General features: G+C 33.4%; 14 protein-coding genes and 1 pseudogene. 4 read left to right on the top strand and 11 right to left on the bottom strand.

From position 1 onward, the window contains the following. The first annotated feature begins 568 nt into the window (after positions 1-568). From ACOQFO_RS00290 to ACOQFO_RS00280, 3 genes and pseudogenes are all read left to right on the top strand, one after another. Positions 569-1282, top strand: a complete 714-nt coding sequence (locus ACOQFO_RS00290; protein ID WP_421687733.1) for a TIGR02206 family membrane protein — start codon at positions 569-571, stop codon at positions 1280-1282. Positions 1283-1516: 234 nt separating this feature from the next. Then, on the top strand, positions 1517-1924 hold the full coding sequence (locus ACOQFO_RS00285; RefSeq protein WP_421687732.1) for a spore germination protein: 408 nt from the start codon (positions 1517-1519) through the stop codon (positions 1922-1924). 78 nt (positions 1925-2002) lie between these two features. Beyond that, positions 2003-2386, top strand: a pseudogene (locus ACOQFO_RS00280) (Ger(x)C family spore germination C-terminal domain-containing protein); the annotation flags it as partial. 193 nt (positions 2387-2579) lie between these two features. Here the strand turns inward: ACOQFO_RS00280 and ACOQFO_RS00275 are convergent. From ACOQFO_RS00275 to ACOQFO_RS00250, 6 genes are all read right to left on the bottom strand, one after another. Next, on the bottom strand, positions 2580-2765 hold the full coding sequence (locus ACOQFO_RS00275; protein ID WP_421687731.1) for a hypothetical protein: 186 nt from the start codon (positions 2763-2765) through the stop codon (positions 2580-2582). A 264-nt stretch (positions 2766-3029) separates the two neighbouring features. Continuing rightward, the gene (locus ACOQFO_RS00270) at positions 3030-3194 is read right to left on the bottom strand and encodes a hypothetical protein (protein ID WP_421687730.1); all 165 of its coding nucleotides are present in this window, start codon (positions 3192-3194) and stop codon (positions 3030-3032) included. 286 nt (positions 3195-3480) lie between these two features. Beyond that, entirely contained in the window at positions 3481-3858 is a 378-nt protein-coding gene (locus tag ACOQFO_RS00265; protein ID WP_421687729.1) for a hypothetical protein, read from the bottom strand. Positions 3859-3868: 10 nt separating this feature from the next. After that, on the bottom strand, positions 3869-4462 hold the full coding sequence (gene lepB, locus ACOQFO_RS00260; RefSeq protein WP_421687728.1) for a signal peptidase I: 594 nt from the start codon (positions 4460-4462) through the stop codon (positions 3869-3871). A gap of 191 nt (positions 4463-4653) precedes the next feature. Continuing rightward, a complete protein-coding gene (locus ACOQFO_RS00255) occupies positions 4654-6597 on the bottom strand; it encodes an insertion element protein (protein WP_421687727.1) in 1944 nt (647 codons plus the stop codon). A gap of 42 nt (positions 6598-6639) precedes the next feature. Then, positions 6640-6954 carry a sigma factor gene (locus ACOQFO_RS00250; RefSeq protein WP_421687726.1) on the bottom strand — a complete coding sequence of 105 codons (315 nt, stop codon included), beginning with the start codon at positions 6952-6954 and terminating at the stop codon, positions 6640-6642. A 218-nt stretch (positions 6955-7172) separates the two neighbouring features. Here ACOQFO_RS00250 and ACOQFO_RS00245 point away from each other — a divergent pair, with 218 nt between their 5' ends. Then, positions 7173-8165 (top strand): lipoate--protein ligase, encoded by a 993-nt coding sequence (locus tag ACOQFO_RS00245; protein ID WP_421687725.1) that lies wholly within the window; start codon positions 7173-7175, stop codon positions 8163-8165. Between the two features lie 85 nt (positions 8166-8250). Here the strand turns inward: ACOQFO_RS00245 and ACOQFO_RS00240 are convergent, their stop codons facing one another. The 5 genes from ACOQFO_RS00240 to ACOQFO_RS00220 all read right to left on the bottom strand — a co-directional run bounded on the left by ACOQFO_RS00240 (position 8251) and on the right by ACOQFO_RS00220 (position 11676). Next, positions 8251-9369 (bottom strand): hypothetical protein, encoded by a 1119-nt coding sequence (locus tag ACOQFO_RS00240; protein ID WP_421687724.1) that lies wholly within the window; start codon positions 9367-9369, stop codon positions 8251-8253. Beyond that, positions 9362-9892, bottom strand: coding sequence for a sigma-70 family RNA polymerase sigma factor (locus ACOQFO_RS00235; RefSeq protein ID WP_421687723.1), 531 nt, complete (start codon positions 9890-9892; stop codon positions 9362-9364). Before ACOQFO_RS00235 ends, ACOQFO_RS00240 begins: the two co-directional genes overlap by 8 nt. Positions 9893-10070: 178 nt before the next feature. Then, positions 10071-10667, bottom strand: a complete 597-nt coding sequence (locus ACOQFO_RS00230; protein WP_421687722.1) for a VOC family protein — start codon at positions 10665-10667, stop codon at positions 10071-10073. 95 nt (positions 10668-10762) lie between these two features. Then, positions 10763-10987 (bottom strand): VOC family protein, encoded by a 225-nt coding sequence (locus ACOQFO_RS00225; protein ID WP_421687721.1) that lies wholly within the window; start codon positions 10985-10987, stop codon positions 10763-10765. Positions 10988-11211: 224 nt separating this feature from the next. Beyond that, positions 11212-11676: a molybdopterin-guanine dinucleotide biosynthesis protein MobB gene (locus ACOQFO_RS00220; RefSeq protein ID WP_421687720.1), complete on the bottom strand. Its 465-nt coding sequence runs from the start codon at positions 11674-11676 to the stop codon at positions 11212-11214. Positions 11677-11927: the final 251 nt, after the last annotated feature.

The following is an 11927-nucleotide window of genomic DNA, read 5'->3' as shown; positions in this document are numbered from 1 at the left end:
GAGCCAGGATCAAACTCTCCATAAAAGAAAATTTGATAAAGCTCAAATTTTTGCTGGCATCTTTATGATGTCCAAAATTGTGTTTCTATTATAGAAACTATTTATTCATTAACGTTTTGTTGTTCAGTTTTCAAGGTTCATTTTACATCGTGTTATCTTAGCGACAACGTTTTTTATACTAACATTTCGTTATCTTATTGTCAACACTTTTTTTATTAACCTGTCAGAATAAATCTCTCATTCTGAAGCGACAGGAATTTAATTATATCACAAAAAAAGTGATTGTCAACTATTTTTAAAATCTTAATTTCTAACATTCAATCGTTATTTGCGACTGCTTTAATATAATAACAAGGTGACAACATATAGTCAACACTAAATTTATATTTAATAATTTCAATATAGTGGTTTCGATACCCTTCAATATTATAAGAAAGGACTTACCTTGCTTTTTACATGTAACGATTATATAAAGAAGTACATTCTGAACTATACATAGAAAAATAAATCTCTTAAAATAGAAGTAAAGATGTTTAAGAAATCATAAGTATTAAGAGAGGTGATCAGTATGTTAAATGTGTTATTGGAAACTTCGTATACTGACAAGCCATTTAACGCTTATTCTTTGGTACATCTTCTTACAATCGGTGTTTTCTTTTTAGGTATTTTTCTTTTGTATTCTTTTCGCAACCAACTAAATGAAAGAATAATAAGATGGGTCTTCGTGACGGTTATTTTATTTTTTGAAATAGGCTATCACACTTGGCTTCTTTCAAATAATCTATGGGATCCTTCCCATGCCCTTCCACTCCAGCTTTGTTCCGTTAGTATCATTCTTTGCATAGTTCTTCTTATTACAAATAATAAATTAGTCTTTGAAATTGTTTATTTCATTGGTATAGCCGGAGCAATTCAAGCGATTTTGACTCCAGAGCTATTTTATAATTTTCCACATTTCCGATTTTTCCACTTTTTTGTTAATCATAGTTTAATTATTTGGACTTGTCTCTTCTATGTATGGACGATGAGATATCGAATTCAGCTATCTTCTATTTTTAAATCTCTAGTATTCTTGCAAATTGTCGCTTTTATCGCGTTTATTGCAAACAGTATTACTGGTGGGAATTACATGTTTCTAGCCGGGAAACCGAAAACGAGTTCAGCTCTAGATTTTCTAGGTGATTATCCTTGGTATATTCTCTCTTTAGAAGGTATCGCATTAATTCTATTTTTCATTCTGTACTTGCCCTTTAAGAATAGTTCAAGAAAAATGAAATCTTAATCCCGTACGGAATCAAATTCACATCGCTAAATGTAGGTGGGTAGATCCTCTCCTATCCACCTAATGTCTATTCATATTCCTTCGTTTATGTATTCGACCCTCCTTATTTAAAAACCCAAAATGTCAAAAATCATTTACTTCTTACTAAATCACAACTTAGAGAGTTATTATAAAAAACATCCTTTATGGAGATTATGCTTATAACGTAATTTTTTTCATTAAGGGGAACTAAAAATGATTATTGAAACGATCGATTGGATTAAACAACAACTTGATAATTCACATGAATTATCTCAGAAGATTTTAGAGATCGATGATAAGCTTTCTTTTATTTATTACATTAACTCTCTGATCGATACCGAGATGATCCAAAAAATAATTATCAAACCCTTTTTTGAAATGCAGTCTGAAAATCACTTCGAAGCATATTTAAAATCTCTACCTCAGCAGCAGGACTATGAAACAAAAGAAGAAATTCTCACTAACTTACTTTCCGGAAGCGTATTAGTCGCATTAAAGGACAAGTTTATCATAATCAATCTTGCTAAAATTCATGTTGATAAAGTTCAACCGGTTAATATTGAACCAACTATCCACGGTTCCCAATTAGGTTTTAGTGAAAATTTAACAACAATTATTTGATTTGAAAAGGAAATATTATAAAAAGGGCATTGATCCCATTCTCCCTATTATCGAGATAAGCAACTAGAGTTAAACCCACAGGATACGAAAATCTTTAACGTACTAAAAAATAAAGTAATAAAAGCAGATTTAATCGTTGAACGTGAGAATGAAAATTTTATGATTGAATTAGATCGTTTCAACTTTAACTATGATGCTGTTTTGAATCCGGACGGGTCAATTACATTATTACTTGAATTGAATGTAACAGGAATTATTGTCGAGTCAAAAAATGAGTTAGCTATAGAGAAATTACATGAGTACAATAAACTAGCAGAAGCGGCTTCAAAGGAACATCTAAAACAATTTCTCACAAAGTTAACCGGAGAAGATTTTGACCCAATTGGATTTGGATTGAGATTTAATTGTAGCAAATTTTACACAAAGTTCACTAGGTTGAACGCTTCCCATATGATTCATTGAATGATTGTGCATATCATGCATTGCGAGTTATCTCCTTCTATATTTTATTGTTTTTCTTATGAACCTAAATGTTTTAGTGGTCATGAACTAAATTTGATTTGGCCTCTTTTCAAATCCTTTTAGGGCTTATTTGTAACCAAAAGTAAGTGGAACACCATTTGGATAAAAAAGCATAATGATGTTCCAGATTTTTTTAATAGCCGTATGGTCGGTTATATGGCCTAGAGTAGTAAGGACGGCGATATGGTCTGTAATATGGATATGGGTAGATGTTGATTGGGAAGAATGGGAAATAAGGGTATTGGTAACTTGGTCTTCTTCGGCGTCGTCTTCCATAACTGACATAGTCGTAGTCGTTATCGTATCTGTAATATGTCATCATGATCCCTCCCTTCGTTCTAATATAGTATTCGAAGGAAGATTACTAGATTGCACATTTAGCCTACATTCTATTATAGAATTTTTAATTGATGGAAGTGCCTAATGAATATATAGTAATTAATATAGGTACATGCCTACTAAGGCGATAGTTTATAGATTTTAGGAACGAGTAGCTGAGGTATCAACCTTGATGCAGATTTTTAATAGCTTAATAAAAAGAAGAGCACAACAACAGCTGCGCTCTTCTTAACTAAACCTTTTACTAAAGAAACGTAACCGCAATACAAAAAACGATTCCTAAAGCTCGACTAACAAAAACACCTAAATCCCATTTTTCTTTATGAAATAACCAGGTGATAAGTATTAAAAAGCCGATTCCATATAAGAAATAATTCAAAATAGTTGTAAAAGTTTCTACTAAAGACATCGTATCCCCTTTTAAATTTATTTATTATCAATATATTAGTTGTTCAAGAAGACCATGCTAATTTCAACATTTCCCCAATAATTAAATCGATCATATTTAATGCAAAAAAAAAAAAAAAAAAAACAGAGGATTTAACTAACGGGTTCGGTTGATGGGGAGAAAATGCCTAAAAGCAATATAAATAACAGCACAATTAACGTACATTTTAACGGTAAATCGACTATATAAATGGCAAGGAAAAACGCTCAGTAAATATCTGAGCGTTTTTCATATTTTTTACTATGCTTTAGTTCTTAGCCCTCTCTTCGTAATATTTTGTTATTAAATCTGCAATAAAGAAAATTGTTACGTATATAAAAGCGATTAAAGCAGTATTTATTAAATCAAATCCAAGAATTGAAAATAAGAGAGAACATATAAATGCACATCCTAAATGTGTTAAATAAGATAGCCATATGGACAGATTTTCCCCATGATATTCAATGGCAATTGATGATAAAACACCACCAATAAAGAGTGTTGGAACTGTCCAAATACTTACTACTAAACCAGTTCCTAGACTATATCCCCCAAAAAATTCATAGAAAAAGAATGGAATAATAAAGAATCCAATAACAGATGTCAGAAACGCTGCATAGAGTTTTCTTGAAATCATCTCAATCACTATCGCCCCCTTATTTTGTATATCCAACTACTTTACCGATATAATCATTTTCTTTTAATACCATCATTTTACCTTGTAACCAATCATCATCGATTAAATAGTATTCATCCTCAGAAAGTGTAATTTCATTCATATCGGTTTCAAAAACTTCCATCATACTTTTCTTATCGTATTGATTGCCTTCGTTATCCATTTTTTCAAAGTAATTTTCTTTATCTAAACCAACTCTGTGTGCTGTTCCGTAAAAAGAATCTAGTTTTTTATCATTTATATAAATTTGACCTTTTGTAACTTTAACTTTTTCACCTGGTAAAGCAATCACTCTTGAAATGTCTTTTTCTCCATCCTCATTATCAAAATAAACAACATCTCCTCTAGAAATCCTAGACACATCAATACTTGTATCGATCACCAGTGTTTTATCAGAATAATCGTGGTTTCCTCCGTCCATATCGTCGTATAAATGGTGATGTGTAATCATATCGCTTCCCAAATTTTTAATTATCGGAACATCCTTAGTTGTATTATTGTCTGTAATAGTATCTGAAGATGGATTTGAGGAACATCCAACTAAAAAATTAACAAAATAATTAATGATATACAATATTTCATAACAATCCCCCTTTATATCCATTTTACGATATATTCGGTGAAAACCTTCATTATTTTTGTCATTTTTCTGAATTTTCAACCATTTTAAAGAATTAAAGTTCATCTTTTGTTTGCGTAAAAAACAACTTCATTCTTTAACTAAACTGCTAGTTTTAGCAAAAATATTAACATATTACATAAAATTTACCTTAGATAAATTATATCTTTTAAATCAAATATTTTATCTGTAATTCCTAATCGTTGTGCGGGCGTCTTCATTGTTCCGTTTGATTTAAATGCAAAACAAAAGTTGTAATAAGTTCGTAGTATTGTGATAGCCATTTGAGCATATTTGGGATTGAAATTGGAATAAATATAACTTTTCCCGTCTCCTCGGGCTGTGGTTAACGGTCTTTCTAAAATAGACAACCTTCTACGTATTTGTTGAATGAAGGTATTCGTCGCATTGTCATTCACATTCATCATTAAAGTGGCAATATCATTCGGTTCCAAAGTAGAAAGGTTTGTTGTGCAATCAACAGAACGAAACCCTCTATCAGTTGTAGCAAGTGGGTGTAGAATTGGATTGTTTGCATATTCTAGGTGTGTTCCTGATGGGGTTATTACTTCTTTGTGAAATGTATGAGTGTTGAATAGGTCAGACATTTGCATATAGGTTAATTTTCTTAATGACCTTGTTTCATAACCTCTCATATTTCCCCAATTGATTAAATCGTATTTCGCTTGTTCAAATTCCTCACGGGCTTGTTTTCTTGTTTTCGTTTTATCTGTTTGACACAGAAAATGATGAGCATCAGAAAGTTTCGTTTCCTTTGAGAAGACACGATTGATAGAAGTGATAAGAGAATTATCTTCGTCGGTCACGAAACGCCATTCAGGAGATTTTATAAGTTGATTGATTAGCCATAGATGTGCAATTGTGGTGTAAGTTGAACCGACATGTAATCCATCTACATATTTCATTCTACGTTCCACCAATGCCAACTCACTATAATATTCGCTTTTAGATTGCGTATCATTAGAAGATGGAGGCATCGGATAATGTGAATATTTAGGATATTGAGCATACTTTTTGGCGAATTCATTCAGATGGTCTTCTTTTTGTAATACCGTATCAATTGCAATATCACCTAAGGTGATTTCCCAATCATAAGCCACATCACTTCTAAATACATATCTTGATAAAACATCGGCAGACACTAAAACATGTGTAGGGAATTGACTTCCTTCTACATCATTGTATCGACTTCCACCCATACCTTTCTGACTAACATTGTTTAAATAATAGGTCATTTTATCCGTGTTGAGCCACATTTCTTTAAATTCTAATCGTTGAAGGGGTTTGGTCTCGTGTCGTTCTAAAAATTCTAGACACCTGCGATAGAGGAATTCTAATTTGTCATAGTAAGTTCCTCTGCCGATTTCTAAAATCTCACAGGTTCTTGTCACAGGTGTTCGACTTAGTAGCAACTTAGCGAAAAGGTGATGAACATCGCTTCGTTTTTGATTGTAAGTGACAGAGTTATCCCTTCTAGGTGTAAGAGCCGTTTTCTTCTTGCAAACTTTACACTGAAACCGTTGCATTCCTAATCGGCTTTTTCCTTGTTTATAAAAGCCATCAGGTTTATTAAATGGAGTGAATTCCTCTGAACTGCAACCATCTTTATGAAATTCATATTCTTCTTCTTTGTCTTGAACTGAATTGATTTGAACCAATCGCTGTATTTCTTGTGCAACAGACCAATTGGATAAAGTAGAAGTGTAGCAACCTAATACGGCACCACCCTTTGAAGTTGTCGGATCTGGATTGCATTTTAGTGATTTATTATTTGATGCTCCTGTTAGTTTATATCGTGTAGGCTTTCCTTTAGTTTCAAATTTGATTTGAGGTAATCCGTGATACTTACAATACGAACTAGCACAATGATTGTATTGTAATTGATGTGTAATACCATTCATAACGAACTTGGAAGGTGTGAAAAGCAACTCCTTATATTTTGTTCCGAACTGTTTGGGCGTTAACAAATCATAATCTTTATTTCTATCCGCAATTTCACTCGCTGAAAGAGGGGATAAAACCTCAACTAAATTATCATGTTTTGTAGCCAATCGCTTCAATTTAGCCAATCTTTGCTTCACCTACCAAACCCTCAATTTAAAGCTGCTTAATTAACCTACGATTGTTCCTTTTAGCTCTAAATATCGATCCATCATGACAATTTTTGTTTGAGTTTTTCGAAGTTTATTGCATTCATTTATGAGAATGCGGGTAATCCAAGTTTTAAAGTATTTCGGTTCACGTACTTGTTGAATATTTTTATAAGCAATTAAAATCGTCTCTTGCACAGCATCTAAGCATTCTGAATCTGATAACAGAATGGCTTTTGATACTTTATATAGGGATGATTCCAAACTTTTGATGAGTTCTACAAAAACTTCTTTATCTCCTAACTGTGCACGTTTGACTAATATTTCAGGGTCCAAAAAAATACCTCCTTTATGTTTTACGCATTATTAAAGAAAATGAGAGTCTGTTTGGTTCACAGCAATTTTTATTTTCTACATTAATTTCTTTTCGGTGCTTCCATTTACCTTCCAAAGTATTTGGATACGACATTACTGTTTGGCTATATTCTTGAAGCAGCATTTATTTAATGGTATAAACGACATAGGATTGTCTATTTAGAGAGGAAGAGATTCGCATGTTATTTATTGATAATAAAGGCATTACAGATCCGCGCGTTAACTTAGCGATTGAGGAATATATTTTAAGAAATTTAGATGTAGAGAAAGATTCATATTTACTTTTCTATATTAATCAACCTTCTATCATCATCGGAAAAAATCAAAATACAATTGAAGAGATTAATACGGACTATGTTGAAGAAAATGGAATTATCGTCGTTCGTCGATTATCTGGTGGTGGCGCAGTTTACCATGACCTAGGAAATTTAAACTTTAGTTTTATAACAAAAGATGACGGAGATTCGTTCAATAACTATAAAAAATTCACTCAACCAGTTGTGGATGCCTTAGCAAATTTAGGTGTACAAGCTGAACTTTCAGGACGTAATGATATTTTAGCTGAAGGTCGCAAAGTTTCCGGGAATGCGCAATACTCAACGAAAGGCCGCATGTTCAGTCATGGTACATTAATGTTCGATCTAAATATTGATGATGTAGTGAATGCATTAAAAGTGAAACAAGATAAAATCGAATCAAAAGGCATTAAATCCGTTCGTTCTCGCGTTACAAACATTAAACCATTCTTAAAAGAAGACATTACAATTGAGCAGTTTAAACTTGAGATTCTAAAATCCATCTTTGGTGGCGAAGACCAAATTCAATATTATGAATTAACAGATGAAGATTGGGAAAAGATTCATGAAATATCTCGTACTCGTTATCAAACATGGGAATGGAATTACGGGAAATCACCGCGCTTTAATATTCAAAAAACAGAACGTTTCCCTTCAGGTGGGATTGACCTTCGTTTAGAAGTGAGTAAAGGAATCATTGAAGAAATCAAAATTTATGGAGACTTTTTCGGTGTAGGTGAAGTTGCGGAAATTGAGGAGTTACTAACTGGTGTTCAATATAGCCGTGAAGCCATTTCTGAAAAATTAGAAGATATCGATATCGACCATTATTTCGGCGGCATTTCGAAAGAAGATTTCTTGAAATTGATTTACTAATAAAGATGATCCAAGCGATATTTAGTCGCCTGGATCATTTTTTGTTTCGAGCGCCCCGTTGAAGTGAGTAACTCACTTTCCTTTATTATTGAAGTGGCATAAAGGCAACTTGCCAAATTCCATCTTCATTTTTAATCATTTGGAATCCGAGAAGTTCTTCACCAACATAAAATTCAATATAGCCCGTATAATCACTCGTTTGAATAAAAGTTCCTTTATCGATATTTTTAAAGATTTCAACCGATCCGCGATCTTTTTCTGGAATTTTTTGATCATCTTCTGCAGACCACATAATGTATTCTTCCCTATTTGTATAAAGAGCATATTGAACATCATATTTCTTCTCATATCCCGCTAGAACATATAGCTTAGCAATACTAACTGGGTCTAATCCGTATAGATGCATTGGGTTTAAGTCTTGTTGGAATTCGCCATAACCTTTTCCTTCTTCTGACTTAAGATCAAATAAAGTGGATTCATCAGTAGTTCGATCTTCATTACTTTCTTCTTCCTCGTTTAACCATGCATTGACTTTTTCCTGCATTTCTTCTATTAAACCACTCATGTTATTTGGTTGCTGAAGTGCTTCTTCTACGTATTGTTCAGGGAACATTGTTTTAATCGAATCTACATATTGACTTCCGTCTTGTGCTTCTCTAATCTCGGTTACTTTATAGTCCCCACCTATTTTTTCTAGAGTAAGCGTTACTGGCAGTGAGGCACCTCTTACTTCTTCATTGCCAGTAGCGCGATTAAAACTATTATAATAGGACCACATGTAGACTTTTATTGTATCCCCTTCTTGAGAAGTACCATATACTTTATGCACTTCAAATTGCACATCTGTTTGTTGGTCTTGATTGTGTTGATAATGCCAAATAATATAATCAGAAATAAGTTGGTGCATGTCTTCTGTTAAGTTAGAATCGCCATTTGTAATAATTTGAGTTTCGTTCTCGTTAGTCCCTTGAGATATTCCCTCTTCTAATCCAAAATCCAAAGATTGAATTGCTGGCAACAATAAGATAGCTATTACCGCAACAGCTAAAAGCGTGATGATATATGGTTTAAATTGACGTTTTGAATACTTTTTCTCTTCTTGAAGATTTTCTAATTTCGCCCTTTGTACTCCCTTTAGAACACTATCATTTAAATTCTTTGGAATTTCGATTTTCTCCATTTCCTTCTTCAACTGATCACTCATAAAAGTCAACCTCCTCCATTCTTTCTCGAAGCTTATTTAACGCACGATATAAAATAGATTTTGCCGTACCAAGTGGAATCTCTAATGCTTGTGAAATCTCTTTAAATGTATAGTTTTGATAGAATCGAAGCAGAATTACACTTTTTTCATCTTCTTGTAAGTACTCCATTACATCTTGTATGGATAAGGAAAGTGGAATATTTTCATTCGTTTCAGATCCTATGTATTCCTCATATTGTGCTTTAAATGGAACGACTTTTTTCTTTTTGTTGATGGCGTTAATGGCACAGTTGATCGTGATTTTTATTAACCACGTTTTGACATACTCTGGATTTTTTAATGTGTTGATTGATTTGAATGATTGATAAGCTACTTCTTGGATGACATCTAATGCCTCTTCTTGATTTTTCACATAAACATAGGCCATCCGATAAAGATTTTCTTGATAATGTTGAAAAATCATAAGAAACGCTTGATCATCGCCATTTTGCGCTTTCTTTACTAAATGAATAATCGGGTTCACCCTCTTTTTAACTGTTTAATTATTAGACAAACGAAGGCAACATTTGGCTTAAAAATTCGAAAAAAATTTTTTGGTGGATCTGTTTCTTTACTACTAGGATAAAAAAAGAGCTAGCATAAATCACTAGCTCTTTTCAATACGTGACCCTACCTTTTCTAGCATTACCCATGTGTATTCATTATTTACCTTCGTAGGCTCTCTCAATTTCAGCAATATCAAGTTTCTTCATTTTTAGAACGACTTTGTTTACACGGTCAAGTTGCTCCGGCGTGCAACTACTCATGATTTCATTCATATTACTTGGCACGATCTGCCACGAAATACCGAACTGATCTTTCAGCCAACCACATTGTTCTGCTTGAGGAACTGCTGATAGTTTGTCCCAGTAGTAATCAATTTCCTCTTGTGTGTCGCAATTGACGATAAATGAAACCGCCTCGTTAAAGTTGAAATGGTGCTCATGGGCACTATCCATTCCTATAAACCACTGATCTTCTAATCTAAAATCAGAATACATAATCGTTCCTTCTTTGTCAGGTTCCATCCCAGCTTCGTAGCCTGCGAAATGACCTTTCTCTGAATCTTTAAATACTGATAAATAATAGTTCATCGCTGCTTCTGCTTTACCGCACTTATCACCTACAAATAAAAGTGAGTTTATAATTGGTGGTCTTCTCTCATCTATACGGTTAGCAAGAGAGATTTCCCATGATAAACCATACTTATCTTGAATCCAACCATACAATTCATTGAAAGGATATTTTTGAAGTGGCATTAACACTTCGCACCCTCAGATAACTTTTTCCAAAAGTCATGAATGAATTCTTTCGCGTTCGGTACATCGTTTGGATTAACATTCACAGCAAATGATCACGATGGATTAAATTTGAAATATGGTCCTGCACTGATGGACATAAATTCTTGTCCCCAGAGCTCAAAGGCGACAATTCCTGCATCGCCAGATGGTGTATCATGAAGCGTTATTTCATTCGTAATTTTTGAATTCGGAAATAATGAAATGTAAAACTCTGCTGCTTCTTTCGCTTCTTTATCGAACCATAAATGAGGAACGATTTTTTGACTCTTTTTTGACATTGGGTACGCTACCTTCGCTTTTTGTTAGCTTTTTTGGATAATTATGCTTGGCTTATTTGTTAAGATTTTTCTATTTCACCCTGTTATGATGAGTTTTACCTATTTTTGCTATTGTTTTTCTAAATAAAAAGAGGCGTCTTGAGAGTTTTGCTTTCAGGACACCTCATGATTTTAATTATTATCCAGGAAAAAATCTATTTTGAACAGGGTCAAGATATTAATCACTATTCATTCATCCACTGCTTGAACCAGTTATTAATTTCCCTTGTTTGAATCCGTGAAAAAGAAAGAGGTTTCCGAACCGTATGGAAATCATAGTCGTAATCATGCCAAATGATGAGCACAACATTGGATAAATGATTTAAAAATTGCCATTCATCGTAGTTTCTTATGAGAACAACTTTCGGGTAATCAGCTTCCTCAAACCCTTCTATATAAAGTATGGACGGTTCCTTTATGCGAGTAAGGTCGATTAACTGCTCTAATAAAGAGACTTTTGTGTCTACTACATAAAAAACAATACTTTCGGTTTTACTAGGTGGCAGCTGGAGTCCTTTTTGTCGCCGAAGATGTTTAATGACAGCAACTTCTTTATTTTGTTCCTTACAAAGTTTGGCCAAATTTTTAATTAACATTGTTTTCCCACTATGTCTAAACCCGACGATTTGCAAAATCTTTAAAGATTCCATCCTTCCACTCCGTCTTGGTTTCTCTTTCACGCTAACTCGTTCGGCTGATTTGGCTCCTGATTTGGCTGATATCTTGCTAGACTTGGCTGATTTCCGGACGGATTTGGCTGATTATAAATGTCAACTATATAATGTACATTTTCGTTCGTTTAAGAATGTACATTTTTGATTCCCCCAACCACTGGGATGGGGGAAGTATTCTTTAAAAGGGTGGTATGCCAAGCTGATTTTGTAATTCTTCTTTTTCCTCT

This window comes from Ureibacillus sp. MALMAid1270, from assembly GCF_049202975.1.
Lineage (GTDB): Bacteria > Bacillota > Bacilli > Bacillales_A > Planococcaceae > Ureibacillus.
The sequence above is the reverse complement of the archived record's forward strand: the minus strand, read 5'-3'. Positions and strand labels throughout refer to the sequence as shown.

Excerpts from the sequence above, each read along its gene's own strand:
- ACOQFO_RS00290 (WP_421687733.1), top strand. The coding sequence starts at position 569 with ATGTTAAATGTGTTATTGGAAACTTCGTATACTGACAAGCCATTTAAC.
- ACOQFO_RS00285 (WP_421687732.1), top strand. The coding sequence starts at position 1,517 with ATGATTATTGAAACGATCGATTGGATTAAACAACAACTTGATAATTCA.
- ACOQFO_RS00225 (WP_421687721.1), bottom strand. The coding sequence starts at position 10,987 with ATGTCAAAAAAGAGTCAAAAAATCGTTCCTCATTTATGGTTCGATAAA.
- ACOQFO_RS00220 (WP_421687720.1), bottom strand. The coding sequence starts at position 11,676 with ATGGAATCTTTAAAGATTTTGCAAATCGTCGGGTTTAGACATAGTGGG.
- ACOQFO_RS00230 (WP_421687722.1), bottom strand. The coding sequence starts at position 10,667 with ATGCCACTTCAAAAATATCCTTTCAATGAATTGTATGGTTGGATTCAA.
- ACOQFO_RS00245 (WP_421687725.1), top strand. The coding sequence starts at position 7,173 with ATGTTATTTATTGATAATAAAGGCATTACAGATCCGCGCGTTAACTTA.
- ACOQFO_RS00240 (WP_421687724.1), bottom strand. The coding sequence starts at position 9,369 with ATGAGTGATCAGTTGAAGAAGGAAATGGAGAAAATCGAAATTCCAAAG.
- ACOQFO_RS00275 (WP_421687731.1), bottom strand. The coding sequence starts at position 2,765 with ATGACATATTACAGATACGATAACGACTACGACTATGTCAGTTATGGA.
- ACOQFO_RS00270 (WP_421687730.1), bottom strand. The coding sequence starts at position 3,194 with ATGTCTTTAGTAGAAACTTTTACAACTATTTTGAATTATTTCTTATAT.